Source organism: Emticicia soli (assembly GCF_037860775.1).
Taxonomy (GTDB): domain Bacteria; phylum Bacteroidota; class Bacteroidia; order Cytophagales; family Spirosomataceae; genus Emticicia; species Emticicia soli.
Window position 1 is genome coordinate 38437 of record NZ_JBBEWC010000020.1, and the last position, 14109, is coordinate 52545.

The following is a 14109-nucleotide window of genomic DNA, read 5'->3' on the forward strand; positions in this document are numbered from 1 at the left end:
TCAAACTATACTTAATTTATGAAAAAGCTACTCTCATTACTCATCGTCGGATTATCCATCGCTACTGCTTCTTTGGCACAAGATAAAGACACACCTTATTTTGTAAAAACTTATAAATCATCTGAGATTCAGAACCTTAATGTTCGTACGTCGGGTGGTGGTATTACCGTAACAGGGCAACCAGGCAGCGAAGCCCGTGTAGAGATTTACATCAAACCTAACAACTGGAACGGCGGCTCAATCAGCAAAGCCGAAATAGAAGACCGTCTGAGAGACTACGAACTAAGCGTAAAAAAGGAAGGAAGTACCATTTACTGTGTTGCCAGAAGAAAAAATAACAGTGGCTGGAACGACTGGAAAAAATCTTTGAGCATTTCGTTTAAAATATACTCACCTGAAAAAGTTTCAACAGACTTAGAAACCAGCGGTGGTGGTATTACGCTGAAAAACCTAAGCGGAAATCTAGGCTTTACTACAAGCGGTGGTGGTTTGAAACTATCTAACTTAGGTGGAGATATTAAAGGAAGAACCTCTGGCGGTGGCATTGACATTGCTAATTGCCGTGATAGAATTGATGTTTCGACCAGCGGTGGTGGTATTGATGCCGATAATTGCAGAGGTGAAATCAGACTAAGTACTTCGGGTGGTGGTTTACGTTTAAAAAGCCTTGATGGCACAATTAAAGCTACTACAAGTGGTGGTGGTGTAAGAGCAGAAGCTATTACCGGAGAATTGATTACTTCAACTTCAGGTGGTTCTATTCATTTGGATGATATCAGAGGTAGTGTAAAAGCGTCAACAAGCGGTGGTGGCATTGATGCCGACATTAAATCTTTTGGCAAATACCTTTCGTTATCAACCAGTGCCGGTAGTATTAAAGTACGTATGCCACTTGACAAAGGTTTAGACCTTGACCTTGACGGAAACCGTGTGCGTGTACCAGAAATCAGAAACTTTAACGGAAGAATCGAAAAAGACCGTGTAAAAGGCTCAATAAATGGTGGTGGTATTCCGGTAACGATGGATGCTAGCTCAGGTGGCGTTTATATTAATGACTAACTATTACATATTGGTGAAACACTTTATAAATAAGAAATAACATGAAAAAACTATTGATTTTATTATTCTGTGCAGGTATTGCGGGCACAGTATCGGCACAGAAAGAGGTTTCGGCAAAAACCATTTTTGATATGATTGATCAAGGCAAAGAAATAAATTATGATGGTGTAACCATTACAGGCACCCTTGATCTTACCGAGCTTTCGAACAAAAAACGTATCAAAAAAAATAAAGATTACGAAGAGTTTAAAAGTATCGTAGAAGTACCTCTTACGTTTAAGAATTGTGTTTTCAAAGACGATTTCATAGCATACAAAAACAGCGAAAACCAAAAACGTGGCAACTCAGGTTTTAGTATCAGTTTTGGTGGCGACAATGAAACGCATACAACAGACTTTGCCAAAAGCGTAGTTTTTGAAAACTGTACTTTTGAAGGCTTAACTGAGTTTAAGTATTCTGATTTTGCCGATAAGGCGTCTTTTGGAAAAACCAAGTTTGAAAAAGAAGCCAATTTTAAATATGCTAATTTCAAGAGAGAATCAAACTTTGCCAATTGCACTTTTGATGAGTATGCTAATTTCAAGTATTCAAACTTCAAATTTGATGCTGATTTTTATACGGTAGCTTTCAGAAAATATGCTGATTTCAAATATGCCAATTTCAATGAGCGTGTAACATTTAAAGGTTCATCTTTCAATGAGAATGCTGATTTCAAATATGCAGAGTTTAAAGACTCAGGCAATTTTGATAACACCCGTTTCAGATCAGGCGTTGATATGAAGTATTCAAATGGCAAAAAATACATAAATTAACCCCACTTTTTATAACCCTTACCCATTGTCCGAAGGCGTACAAATCTTGTCCGTTTTCGGACATTTTTATTTTAACCAAACCACATAAAACACTCATTATCAACTAATTAAATTTAGTGGCATAACTTTGGCAAGTACTTGTACAGAATTTGAAAGTAGAAATCAGCTAAGAAATACTATCTTAACGCTTAGAACTAATCAATTAAATCAAAATGATTCAATTAAATAACATATCTAAATATTACCCTGCGGGCTTCGGCAAAATTTATGTATTAAGAAACATCAACCTTACTATTAATCAAGGTGAGTTTGTATCTATCATGGGTCCGTCGGGCTCGGGTAAATCTACTCTATTACATATCTTAGGTCTTTTGGAAGAAGCATCAGAGGGCGAATATTTATTTGAAGATGTGCCGGTACAAAAACTCTCAGAAAAAAAACGCACCGAATTACACCGCACCAGTATCGGATTTGTATTTCAGGCTTATCATCTTATTGACGAACTAACTGTATATGAAAACATAGAAACGCCACTTTTGTACAAAGGGCAGTCGAGCTCTGAGCGCAAAAGTAGAGTAGCCGACGTATTAGACCGATTTAATATGGTGGCTAAAAAAGACCTTTTCCCAACGCAGCTTTCGGGTGGTCAACAACAGTTGGTAGGTATTGCAAGAGCCATTGTGGCCGAACCAAAAATCATTTTTGCCGATGAACCTACCGGAAACCTCCACTCCGAACAAGCGAAACAAATTATGGAGCTATTTAAAGAATTAAATGAAAAAGACGGTGTTACGATTGTGCAAGTAACACACTCAGAAGAAAATGCCACTTATGGCAACAGAATTATCAGACTTAAAGACGGCTGGGTAGACTAATAAGCCGAATGTTTTTGAAATAAGTGATTTATAACAATACAATGAAGAATTTAACCAAATACTTACTATTTTTTTCGCTTACCTTGAGTCTTTCGGGTGCATTTGCTCAGAATCAGATGAGCCTGAAAGAGTGCCTTGATGTTGCTATCAGAAACAACTTGACTTACAGAGAAAGCCAGATACAAGCTGAAGGAGCTAACGTTGAATTGATGCGGGTGAAATCGTTACAATATCCGAGGGTTGGTTTCGGTGTAGGGCAAGACCTACGTATTGGTAGAAGTATCGACCGCTTTACCAACTCTTATATTGAAGAATTATATAGCACCAATGGTTTCGGAATTGATGCCTCTGTTACACTTTTCAATGGTTTTCAGATTAAAAACCAGATTCAACAGAATATTTTGTTGAAAGAAGCTGGGGTAAAAGGTATAGAAGCAGCTAAAAACTCAATTACAATCAGCTTATTACAGGCTTATTTGCAGGTATTGGCATCGCAAGAGTTGGTTGAAGTAGCCAAACAACAAGTAGCAACATCTAAAGCACAGCTCGACCGGGTAACTAAAATGGTAAATGCAGGCGTTATTGGCCAGACCGAGTTTTTCCAGATCAGGTCTCAAACGGCTAATGATGAATTCTCACTTGTAACTACACAAAATACACTTAAGATGAACCGCCTGGCATTGTTTCAGTTAATGAACATAAATCCAAGCAATAACATTGTTTTTCAGCCTATTGCAGATGAAGCAAACCTTTATAAGGTTGATGATAATTTCGTGAATCAGTTATATGAGCAATCGCTTAATAATTTCCCGAATGTAAAAAGAGCAGAATTACAGTTGAGAAGTTTTAACAACCTCATTAAGGCAACCAAAGCCAATGTAATGCCTAACATTTCGCTTTCGGCCAATTATGGTGCGTTTTACTCGACCTCTAATAAAGCTGAAACTTATTTCAAGCAAATTAATGGTACTCGCAATGGGTCTTTATCTTTAAACCTCAGTATTCCGATTTTCGGAGGGTTACAAAACAAACCACGTGTAGCAGCAGTAAAAGTACAGCAGCAATTAACCGAAAACTCACTTAATACAGCCAAACTTCAGTTACGCCAGGCTATTGAGCAGTCGTTTCAGTCGTTCGATGCTGCATCAGAGAGATACAGAGTTGCAACCGACCAGGTTAGTATAAACGAAGAAAACGTGAAAGCAGCCGAAAGCAGAATCAGCGCAGGTACTGTTAACTCGGTAGAATATGTACTGGCAAAAGTTAACTACGACCGTGCCAGAAGCAACTTGGTTCAGGCAAAATATGAGCTATTGCTTCAACAAAAAATTCTGGACTTTTATAAGGACGGAGAATGGAGAATTAATTAAGATTACATACAGATACAGGTCAAAACACAGCCACGGCAATTTGTCGTGGCTATTGTTTTTTTATTACTTCGCTAGTATCGGCACAATGTGCCAATAATGCGGCATTAGTCTGTTTTAATTGAGGATGAACAAAGTCGGGAGCAATCTCGGCTAGCGGTGCTAACACAAATCGGCGTTCCTGAATAAAAGGATGCGGAACTATAAGGTTATCAAGCGTAATGACAGCGTCGTTGTAATACAGAATATCAATATCTATCAGCCTTGCACCCCATTTTATTTCACGTACTCTACCCATCGAAAGCTCAACTGCCAGTACTTTCTTTAGCACTTCTGATGGCTCATACTCAGTATTGATGCAGATAACCTGATTCAGAAAATCGTTTTGGTCTGTTAAGCCCCAGGCGGCTGTTTCGTAGATGCTCGATTGCGCAACTATATCACCGATTTGCTCCGTAATAAGTTGCCGTGCCAAAGCTAAGTTTTCTTGCCTGTTACCAAGATTTGACCCAAGACCAAGATAAACCTGATTACTTTTCACTAAACAGTAGTTAAATTAAAAGATTGGATTACCTCCGCTATCTCAGGGAGTAAAGTAGGAGTTTTCTCAAAAGCATTGCCAATAACAATTATATCGGCTCCGGCTTCCAGGGCATTGTGTGCTTTTTCGGCAGAATTTATGCCACCACCAACAATGAGTGGCGCTTCTATATTTTCGCTTACCCGACGAATCATCTTAGGCGATACCGGATACATTGCTCCGCTGCCACCATCAAGATAAATAAGCTTTAGACCTAACATCTCGCCTGCTATGGCTGTGCAAGCGGCAATATCCGGTTTATCGTGCGGTATAGGCGTGGTGTTACTAATATACGAAACCGTAGTCTGGCGGCCGCTATCAACCAAAATATAGCCAGTTGATAAAATTTCTAAACCACTTTGTTTCAGAATAGGTGCAGCTATTACGTGCTGACCAATAAGATACTCAGGATTACGGCCCGAAATCAATGAAAGCAATAAAATGGCATCAGCCGAGGGTTCTACGTGTAAGCTATTACCCGGAAAAATAACTACCGGAATATTGGTAAGGCTGCGAATGCTCTCAATCATTTGCGCCATAATATTATTGGTAATCAGGCTTCCGCCCACAAAGAAGAAATCTACCCGATTCTCGACGCAACTATATAAGAAATCATTAAACGCAGTGGGCTCAACTTTATCAGGGTCGAGTAAAACAGCCAAAGCTTTTTTCTTTAGCTGTTTGTTTTGTAATATTTTATCAAGAAGTTGCTTCGGCATCTTTTGTTGTGAGGTGGTCAATCAATTCTAACAATTTTTCTTTTGCAATAGCCAGCAAAACTGTAGTGGCTGCGCCTTTCATGGCAGACCATAACATTGAATCTCCTTCTTTTTCCTTTTCCGGCTCTATTATAGGTAAAGGTTCGCTTTCTTGCTTATCCTCTTTCCCTTCAGGCAAAAGAAGTTCTGTTATTGCATATACTGCAACAATGATTCCTCCAATGACCAAAGCATTTTTACCAACTTTTTTCAGGTCTCCTATCTGGGTTTCAATTGCTCCTAAATACTTATCTATAGATTCCTGCAATAACTCTTTGCGTTCTTCACGACTCGTTTTTGGCGGTACAATCGGCACTTTTGTTATAGTTTCTCTTAGATGTTTCACTTTACCACAGATTTTTGTTCAAAATTATTGAAAAATGCTAAAAAAAGAAAGACTAAACCTCTTTATAGCATTTTAAACGTTAAAACGCCACAAGTAAACGTATAAAAAATTGCTTGTGGTCTATACGAATCAGTGCCGGCTTTCAAGTATAAACTTCCCTACCTATCTAAAAGTTTCGGTTTTTAGTGCTAATTTTTTGAAGCCTTAAGTTTATCTCAAATACTATCTATATAACCATACTCTATACTGCTCGCCTCTTCTGAAAGTTTCTTTGCCAAGTGGCAATTCAATAAAAGCATCAGCATCTACTAAGCTAGCCAAATCGCCCGAGCCATTTCCTATTATAGGTTTTGCTTTCAAGGTACCTGTGCCCGTTTGGGTTAGTTTTACCTGTGAGAAAAAAGTTAGTCCAAACTTCACTTCAATATCTTGCTCCAGTTCAGCGTAAACAGGTTCAGTCTTGATGCCTTCTGAAGCATCGAGCCAGGGTTTAAAATACCTGTGCAAGCACATAAACGTAGAAACAGGGTTGCCGGGCAAGGCAAATACAGCCTTACTGTCCTTCATACCAAACCAGAATGGCTTGCCGGGTCTTTGCGAAACTTTATGAAACAATTTACTGACACCTTGATTCTCGAGCGCTTTGGGCACAAAATCAAATTTTCCGGCCGATACACCACCACTTAAAATTAGTACGTCGTAAGTACTTAAATATTGTGCTATTTTTTGTTCTATTATTGTTTGGCTATCAGGCAGCAAAACTGTATCAGCCTCTACTCCCCAGTTTTTTAAACAAGCTTGTAATGCATAGCTATTCGAGGTACGTATCTGATGCGGCAATGGCATTTCGCTGATAGGAATAATCTCTTCTCCTGTCGAAATCACAATAGCTTTTAGCTGCTTTTGTACCAGTATCTGGGTCTTGCCAATTGTAGCTGCTACACCTATTTCAGCAGGGCTTATTTTTTTGCCTTTAGCAAGTAATATCTCATCTTTCTTGCGGTCTATGCCTTTCGTATGGATATTTAGCCCTATTTTCGGAGGTATTATCTGTATTGTGGCAATTTTATCTATAATACTTATATCTTCATAACGAATAACGGTATCGGTACCAATGGGCAGCATCGCTCCTGTCATTACTTCGATACAATGAGTGGTGTCATTTAAGACAACCTGTGGTTTTCCTGCAGCTACGGTTTGTTCAATCTTAAAATCAGTTTGCCCTGTGGCTATTTGCGCATAAACAACAGCAATACCATCCATAGAAACACGATCGAAAGGCGGGAAATCACGGTCGGTGTATAAATCTTCTGCTAGTATTCGTCCTAAGGCATTTTCAATAGCCACCTTTTCGGTAGACAGTGCTATTTTATTAGAAAGAATAATCTCTTCGGCTTGGTCAACTGTTATCATCAGAAATCAATTTATTTTACAATACATAGCCCTATGGCCTTGCAAAATTATACTTTTCTAGCTGTAAGCCATTGCTTCTTTTATTTATAGAACAAATACCGGGCATTAAACATCAATTCTATAAGCACTTATCTGTTTTGCAAAATATAATGATAATTTTTAAACTAAACACTCTTGATAAGCCCATTACTTATTCCCAGAGCAGGTTTATTATACAAGCATTTTCCTATACTCCTATCAACGATTAATAGGATTCCGATTGAAAAAATCAACTTACCAATGGTATAAATAAAAAAAGGAGAAGCATCGAATACAAAAATACTGAGATACACATAAATATCGACCAAAGCTATTAAAATAGTGCCTGCCACCAGCTTGTACCAGTTTCTTGAGCGAGTTTTATCTACAAAAAAACTCATACAAACCGTAAGGCTCGTGATTAGCATAGCGGCCAATATAATATAGAAAAACAAAGCACTTTCAGCCAAGTACTTCTCATAAGCCTGGGGTACAGAAATACCAAAACCTATTAAAAACAATACTGTAGTAAGTATTGCATATGTAGTATTTCTGGTGTTAAACACATGCGCTTTTATTTGGGTTCTCTGGGCGATAAAAAGCATTAGTAATACTACATAAATAGCAATATTGTTCAGAATATTAACAGGTGCGAGGTATTCGGGGCTTACTAAATAATAATAAACTTCTGAAAAAACATTAAGAAAAAGAAAGGCTATCAGCAAAGAAAAAATATATACTCTTTTTATTCTCTTCTGATGAAACCACAAATAACCTAAACAAAGCAAACTCGGGGATTGATTCAAGAATTTAGATAGTAGCAGCTCTTCCCACGAAAGCATATGTGGCTCAGGTAGAAACTGAAAAAACAGGGAAGTTAAGATAACAACCGCCCCGTAGAAGGAAATAAACTTTAACGACATGGAGAAAGTATTTTACAAAAGTTAAAGTACATACAGTTTATAACAGCAGTTTAATTTACATTCAATAGCAATTGATTTTTGATAGGTGTTCGCCAGAAGGCTGTGAACTCTACCGTAGCAATTATATTTTACTTCTAAGAAAAAAGCAAGAATTAATTATCATAAATTGGTCTATCCCTGTATTTTAGTCTGTTGGCGTCTCTTCCTGAGAAGTTTGTGCGGATTTCGGCACAAATAGCCAAGGCAATTTCTTCGGGCGTATTAGCACCTATATCTAAGCCAACAGGGCTGAATATACGATTCTCGTCGGCAGGCGTAATAGGTTCACCTTCTTCTTGCATTCGGTCATACATCTTAGCAGTTCGTTTCTTAGGCCCTAAAAGCCCAATGTAAGATATATCTGTCTTTAGCAATGTTTGTAAATTACGGTAATCAGTTTCGTAATCATGGCACATCGAAACAGCCGCCGTATAATTATCAACTACAGGTACATAGTCTTTTGGCATTACGGCATCGGCAGTTGTAAATAGCGAGGAGTGCATTTTAATTGGGTTGCAGACAACTATTACTTTCCAGCCCAACTCCTTTGCTGTACGCACCATTGTATAGATATCATAGTTACTACCAAACACATATAATTGTATTGGTGGCGGAATCACTTCAATAAATAAACTGATACTATTCCCATCAGCCAAGGTATAAGTTTGTGAAACAGATTTGGTAGTTGCCAGCGCATTCTGAATTTCTGACAATACTTGCTCTTTTATCGTATCGAGAGGAAACACTTCTCTAAAATGTTCCGGCGTATCAAATCTGAATACTTCTCCCAATTCAATAGCCGAGTGGCTAGCACTTAAAGCTGTAACAGTAACTATTACATTTGGGCTCCGTTGGTCAAGACAATTACTGATTTGCAAAACAGCATTTTGAGCGTTATGTGGGTCAAGAGGAGTAATTAATACATCTATGATACCATTGCACCCCAAGCCTACCCCTATCTGGTAAGGGTCATCGTCAGACGTATCGTAGGTAATCAGTGTAGCTTTATTCTGCGACATAGCCAGGCGAGCTTTTTTCAAGGCATCTCCTTCAAGGCATCCACCGCTTATTCCGCCTATCCATTCTCCTGATTCCATCACCAACATACGAGCCCCCGTCCGCCGGTACGAAGAACCTTCTACCCTTACTACAGTTGCCAAAGCAGCTCTATTCCGGCTGAAATCAATTTTCTGATAGGCCTCAACAATTTGTTTAATTTCCTTCATATATATTCTGTAAAAGGGCATAGTAGCAATTTAATATTCAGTCTTATCTTCTTTTTTTGCCCAAAGCATAAAGGCTTCCTGCGCCTCGTCTCTGCTTAATGCTTCAATTGCTATTTTTCTTTCTGAAAGCGGCAATGGTATTTCGTTGTAAAGAAACGCATCATCAAAGCCTATTGCAGCGGCATCGTCACGGGTATTACCATAATATATCTTTTCTATTCTGGCCCAGTATATAGCACTCAGGCACATAGGGCATGGCTCGCATGAAGTATAAATCTCACAATCGCTCAACTCAAAAGTGCCCAGGTTTTTACAGGCATCTCTTATAGCCACTACCTCGGCGTGTGCAGTAGGGTCGTTTGTCGCTACTACTTTATTATGTCCCTGCCCTACTATTTTACCATCTTTTACAACAATAGCCCCAAAAGGCCCTTGCCCCACACCATATTGGCTTCCTATAATAGAAAGCTCAATGGCTTTGCGCATAAATTCTTTCTTTACTTCGTCAATGTTCATTGCTATCAAAAACTGCTTGGATTCTTTAGATTTTTATATTGAAGTTGTTTAGGATTATTTCTTTCATTTAAAAATGCATTGTTTTGGCTACGCCTGCATCAAATGATTTCAACCATAGCGCTGCTATGTTCTTATCATTTGATTTGGCTCGCTCAAAACAATACTATTTTTAAAAAGAAATTAAAATCCCAAACAACTTCATTGCTCAAAAAATTGTGTTCATTTTTCCTAAAACAAAAAATCACAACACACTAGCTTTTTTCATTCTTCCTACCACTTCACTGATATGATTCACAGCTATTTCAATATCCTGAGCGCTTGTTGTTCTACCTACACTAAACCGAAGCGACCCATAGGCTGACTCATCATCTAAACCCAGTGCCTTCAATACATAAGAGGGTTCTGTTGAGGCCGAATTACAAGCAGAACCATTAGAGACAGCAATCTCATGCAGGTTCATCAATAGCTGCTCTCCATCTATTTTACCAAAGCATATATTACTTGTATTGGGCAGGCGCTCAATTGCATTGCCATTTACTTTGGCATCAGGTACGGCGCTTAAAATACCCGCTTCTAAGGCATCCCGCAAAGAGCTTAATCTTATCGTTTCATCAACCATAGTTTGCTGGCAAATCTCACAAGCCTTACCAAAGCCAACAATTCCTGCTACATTTAATGTTCCCGAGCGTAGTCCTCTTTCATGCTTTCCGCCATCTTGCTGTGCAACAATATTCAGTTTTTTTCTGATATATAAAGCCCCTACCCCCTTAGGTCCATACAATTTATGTGCCGATAAACTCAATAAATCTATCTCATCGGCTATTACATCAATCGCTAATTTACCTACAGCCTGCGTTGCATCAGTATGAAGCAACACTCCGTGCTTATGAGCGATTTTAGCAATGCTTCGCAGCGGATGAATAATCCCAATCTCATTATTAGCTGCCATTACCGAAATCAGAATGGTAGTTGGTCGTATGCTAGCTTCAAGTACATCTAAATCAATATTTCCCTGACTGTCAACAGGCAGATACGTGAGTTCTGCGCCTAGTTTTTCTAAATGTTGGCATGTGTCCAATACTGCTTTGTGCTCAGTAGAAACCGTAATAATATGTTTGCCTTTATGACTAAGAGCCTCGTATGTACCTTTAATAGCCAAGTTAACCGACTCCGTTGCCCCACTTGTAAACACAATTTCTTTTTCCGATGCCCCCAATAAACCCGCTACCTGCTGCCTGGCTGTGCCCACGGCTTCGGCAGCTTTCCAGCCATAGGCATGAGACCTGCTAGCTGCATTACCAAAGTGTTCGGTCAGGTATGGCACCATAATTTCCAGCGTTTCTTTGTCGAGAGGAGTGGTGGCGTTATAGTCCAGATAGATTGGATATTTCATTAATCAAACAAAAATATTTTTTATGTGTTATTTTTAAGAAAGTAAAATTACTGATTTTATAGATTATTGAAGCCCAAAAAGAAATGAGTTAAGACAGAATTGTTTTATCTTTTGAAATGTTTTAATTTTTTCAAGAAAACCCAAACTTTATTCGGCAAAGCAATCAAAATACAGTAGATTTTTACGTAGTTTGTTTCGTTAAAACACTAATCCCCGAGATAAAAATGCTGGAAAATTCTATTGATTCGGTTTTTACGCAAGAAATTCATAACAAATACCTTGTATTTAATACACTTTTTTCAAGGTTACCTTATGATAAAATGACTAAGATTGGGCAACTAATGCCTTTTTTGCATGATCTGTCAGAAACAGGTTTTGAAGAGGGCAAAGAACCAAAGGAAATCATTGACACATTTTTTAAGCAATATACTTCAATCAAAGAAGAAAAGGAGAAAATAGACCTCCTGTTCAGGTTTATTACTTATATCGAACGCCAGGTAGTATTATTTGATAGTGTTGAAGATTCTGCTTTTGAAAAAATGAATCCACTTAATGGAAAAGGAACCCTGAAAGGAACCCTTGACCTGGCAGTGCAACAAGATAAACTTGAAGAAGTACACGAAAAATTAAAAAACTTCAAGGTTCGTATCGTTTTTACGGCTCATCCTACACAGTTTTACCCAAGTAGTGTATTACGCATTATTCAGGATTTAGAGCAGCTGATACCTAAAAACGACATTAATGGTATTGACTCTCTACTGCAACAGCTTGGCAAAACGCCTTTTATTAATGAACAAAAACCAACGCCTTTAGAAGAGGCACAAAGTATTATATTTTACCTTCGCCATGTATATTATCAGGTTATTGGCGAAATTCACGAAAAACTTAAAACTTATTTCCAGAATGGCAGCCAAGGGTTTAATCCGGTATTAGAGCTAGGTTTCTGGCCGGGTGGAGACCGCGACGGAAACCCTTTTGTTACAGCCGAAATCTCGAAAAAAGTATCAATTGAGCTTCGCACAAGCATCCTGAAATGCTACTATAACGATTTTAAAATCATTTGCCGCCGCCTTACATTCAAAGGGGTTATGCCTTTACTGACAGCCATCAGTAATCGTATTTATACCAACATGAACGGGCTAAAGCATGATTTAACACTTCAAGAATTATTAGGCTCGCTCGATGAAGTAAGACAAATACTGATAACTCGCCACAATGGCATATTCCTGAATTTATTAGATAGGTTTATTCAGCAGGTAAAACTTTTCGGTTTACACTTTGCAAGTCTCGACATCCGTCAGGATAGCAGTATCCACGAAAACGTGATGGAACAAATTAACCGTAGATATGGTATTTCGGAAACGCCTTATTCAGAATGGAGCGATGATGAGAAGTTAGTATTTTTAACGAGCCATGAACTTCTGGTTAACGAAGACGACTTTGAAGACACCTTAACCAAAGATACATTCAAGACAGTTAGGGTCATCAAAGAAATTCAGACTTTAAACGGCGAAAAAGCCTGTCATCGTTATATTATCAGTAACTCTACGTCTATGTTTTCGGTGTTAGAGGTACTGGCACTTTTCCGTTTCTGTGGTTATCAGGCATCTGAAATCAAGGTTGATGTAGTGCCTTTATTCGAAACCATCGAAGGGCTGGATAATTCTCAGGCAACTATGAGCAACCTTTACCAATTACCATTCTATAAAAACCACCTCGATAACCGTGAAAACCACCAGACTATCATGTTAGGGTTCTCAGATGGTACGAAAGACGGTGGTTATGTAAAGGCCAACTGGGAGATTTATCAGGCAAAAGAGAAACTAACACGCATCTCGAAAAAGAACCAGATAGAAGTAATATTCTTCGATGGTCGTGGTGGCCCTCCTGCACGTGGTGGTGGCAAAACCCACCAATTCTACGCATCGCAAGGCCCAACTATTGCTAACAACGAAATTCAGATAACTATTCAGGGGCAAACCATTACGTCAATGTATGGTTCACGCTCACAGGCTATGTATAATTTCGAACAATTATTATCGGCTGGTATAATCAACGATGTGTTCCAGGACGATAAGTCAATCATTGATAAACAAGAGCGTAATCTGATTGAAGAACTGGCGGAAGAAGGTGTTAAAAAATATTTTGAGCTAAAAGAACATCCGCTTTTTGTACCTTATTTAGAGAACAAAAGTCCGCTGAAATACTACGGTTTAACCAACATTGGTAGCCGCCCAAGTAAACGAAGCTCAGGTAAAAAACTAACATTGTCTGACTTAAGAGCGATTCCGTTTGTAGGCTCGTGGAGCCAACTGAAACAGAATGTACCGGGTTATTTTGGCTTTGGTACAGCCCTACAAAAAGTAATAGACGAAGGCCGTTTGGAAGACTTAAAACTGCTTTACGAAAACTCGTTGTACTTTAAAACGCTTATTGAAAACAGTATGATGGGACTAACGAAAACGTATTTCCCATTGACCTACTACATGCGTAAAGACCCTGAGTATGGTGAGTTCTGGCAGATTCTTTTCGATGAATATGAATTGACAAAGAAAAATATGCTTCTGGTATCAGGCCAGGAAAAACTAATGGCAAACGAAGTGCTAAGTAAATTATCGATAGATTATCGTGAGCATATTGTATTGCCTTTGTTGACAATTCAGCAATATGCTTTACAAAAAATAGAAGAAACAACCGACGAACAATTGAAATTAAGTTACGAAAAAATGGTTACCCGCTCGCTTTTCGGCAATATCAATGCCAGTAGAAACTCGGCATAAACTT

At 38.5% G+C, this 14109-nt stretch carries 13 protein-coding genes; 5 read left to right on the plus strand and 8 right to left on the minus strand.

Annotated features, from left to right (window positions below; genetic code table 11):
- The first annotated feature begins 18 nt into the window (after positions 1 to 18).
- The 4 genes from WAE64_RS23315 (at position 19) to WAE64_RS23330 (ending at position 4116) form a co-directional block, all read left to right on the plus strand.
- Positions 19 to 1059, plus strand: coding sequence for a DUF4097 family beta strand repeat-containing protein (locus tag WAE64_RS23315; protein ID WP_340240362.1), 1041 nt, complete (start codon positions 19 to 21; stop codon positions 1057 to 1059).
- A 41-nt stretch (positions 1060 to 1100) separates the two neighbouring features.
- Positions 1101 to 1871, plus strand: a complete 771-nt coding sequence (locus WAE64_RS23320) for a pentapeptide repeat-containing protein (protein ID WP_340240364.1) — start codon at positions 1101 to 1103, stop codon at positions 1869 to 1871.
- A gap of 212 nt (positions 1872 to 2083) precedes the next feature.
- Positions 2084 to 2746, plus strand: coding sequence for an ABC transporter ATP-binding protein (locus WAE64_RS23325; protein ID WP_340240366.1), 663 nt, complete (start codon positions 2084 to 2086; stop codon positions 2744 to 2746).
- Between the two features lie 41 nt (positions 2747 to 2787).
- Positions 2788 to 4116, plus strand: a complete 1329-nt coding sequence (locus WAE64_RS23330) for a TolC family protein (protein WP_340240368.1) — start codon at positions 2788 to 2790, stop codon at positions 4114 to 4116.
- Positions 4117 to 4165: 49 nt separating this feature from the next.
- Here WAE64_RS23330 and folK read toward each other — a convergent pair whose 3' ends face one another.
- From folK to WAE64_RS23370, 8 genes are all read right to left on the minus strand, one after another.
- A complete protein-coding gene (gene folK / locus WAE64_RS23335; RefSeq protein WP_340240370.1) occupies positions 4166 to 4654 on the minus strand; it encodes a 2-amino-4-hydroxy-6-hydroxymethyldihydropteridine diphosphokinase in 489 nt (162 codons plus the stop codon).
- Positions 4654 to 5412 carry a phosphoglycerol geranylgeranyltransferase gene (locus WAE64_RS23340; RefSeq protein ID WP_340240372.1) on the minus strand — a complete coding sequence of 253 codons (759 nt, stop codon included), beginning with the start codon at positions 5410 to 5412 and terminating at the stop codon, positions 4654 to 4656. Before WAE64_RS23340 ends, folK begins: the two co-directional genes overlap by 1 nt.
- A complete protein-coding gene (locus tag WAE64_RS23345; protein ID WP_340240374.1) occupies positions 5393 to 5797 on the minus strand; it encodes a hypothetical protein in 405 nt (134 codons plus the stop codon). The genes WAE64_RS23340 and WAE64_RS23345 overlap by 20 nt, the downstream gene beginning before the upstream one ends.
- A gap of 222 nt (positions 5798 to 6019) precedes the next feature.
- Positions 6020 to 7210: a molybdopterin molybdotransferase MoeA gene (locus WAE64_RS23350; RefSeq protein ID WP_340240376.1), complete on the minus strand. Its 1191-nt coding sequence runs from the start codon at positions 7208 to 7210 to the stop codon at positions 6020 to 6022.
- A 164-nt stretch (positions 7211 to 7374) separates the two neighbouring features.
- Positions 7375 to 8151: a hypothetical protein gene (locus WAE64_RS23355; protein ID WP_340240379.1), complete on the minus strand. Its 777-nt coding sequence runs from the start codon at positions 8149 to 8151 to the stop codon at positions 7375 to 7377.
- Positions 8152 to 8303: 152 nt separating this feature from the next.
- Entirely contained in the window at positions 8304 to 9416 is a 1113-nt protein-coding gene (locus WAE64_RS23360) for an XdhC family protein (protein WP_340240381.1), read from the minus strand.
- Between the two features lie 30 nt (positions 9417 to 9446).
- Complete coding sequence (locus WAE64_RS23365; RefSeq protein ID WP_340240383.1) at positions 9447 to 9932, minus strand: nucleoside deaminase; 486 nt, start codon at positions 9930 to 9932, stop codon at positions 9447 to 9449.
- Between the two features lie 241 nt (positions 9933 to 10173).
- Positions 10174 to 11325: a cysteine desulfurase family protein gene (locus WAE64_RS23370; protein WP_340240385.1), complete on the minus strand. Its 1152-nt coding sequence runs from the start codon at positions 11323 to 11325 to the stop codon at positions 10174 to 10176.
- Between the two features lie 224 nt (positions 11326 to 11549).
- Here WAE64_RS23370 and WAE64_RS23375 point away from each other — a divergent pair, with 224 nt between their 5' ends.
- A complete protein-coding gene (locus tag WAE64_RS23375; protein WP_340240387.1) occupies positions 11550 to 14105 on the plus strand; it encodes a phosphoenolpyruvate carboxylase in 2556 nt (851 codons plus the stop codon).
- The last annotated feature ends 4 nt before the right edge of the window (positions 14106 to 14109 follow it).

What these genes read in the sequence shown, in the direction of transcription:
- WAE64_RS23315 (WP_340240362.1), top strand. Translation starts at nt 19, where the DNA reads ATGAAAAAGCTACTCTCATTACTCATCGTCGGATTATCCATCGCTACT.
- WAE64_RS23320 (WP_340240364.1), top strand. Translation starts at nt 1,101, where the DNA reads ATGAAAAAACTATTGATTTTATTATTCTGTGCAGGTATTGCGGGCACA.
- WAE64_RS23325 (WP_340240366.1), top strand. Translation starts at nt 2,084, where the DNA reads ATGATTCAATTAAATAACATATCTAAATATTACCCTGCGGGCTTCGGC.
- WAE64_RS23330 (WP_340240368.1), top strand. Translation starts at nt 2,788, where the DNA reads ATGAAGAATTTAACCAAATACTTACTATTTTTTTCGCTTACCTTGAGT.
- WAE64_RS23340 (WP_340240372.1), bottom strand. Translation starts at nt 5,412, where the DNA reads ATGCCGAAGCAACTTCTTGATAAAATATTACAAAACAAACAGCTAAAG.
- WAE64_RS23350 (WP_340240376.1), bottom strand. Translation starts at nt 7,210, where the DNA reads ATGATAACAGTTGACCAAGCCGAAGAGATTATTCTTTCTAATAAAATA.
- WAE64_RS23355 (WP_340240379.1), bottom strand. Translation starts at nt 8,151, where the DNA reads ATGTCGTTAAAGTTTATTTCCTTCTACGGGGCGGTTGTTATCTTAACT.
- WAE64_RS23360 (WP_340240381.1), bottom strand. Translation starts at nt 9,416, where the DNA reads ATGAAGGAAATTAAACAAATTGTTGAGGCCTATCAGAAAATTGATTTC.
- WAE64_RS23365 (WP_340240383.1), bottom strand. Translation starts at nt 9,932, where the DNA reads ATGAACATTGACGAAGTAAAGAAAGAATTTATGCGCAAAGCCATTGAG.
- WAE64_RS23370 (WP_340240385.1), bottom strand. Translation starts at nt 11,325, where the DNA reads ATGAAATATCCAATCTATCTGGACTATAACGCCACCACTCCTCTCGAC.
- WAE64_RS23375 (WP_340240387.1), top strand. Translation starts at nt 11,550, where the DNA reads ATGCTGGAAAATTCTATTGATTCGGTTTTTACGCAAGAAATTCATAAC.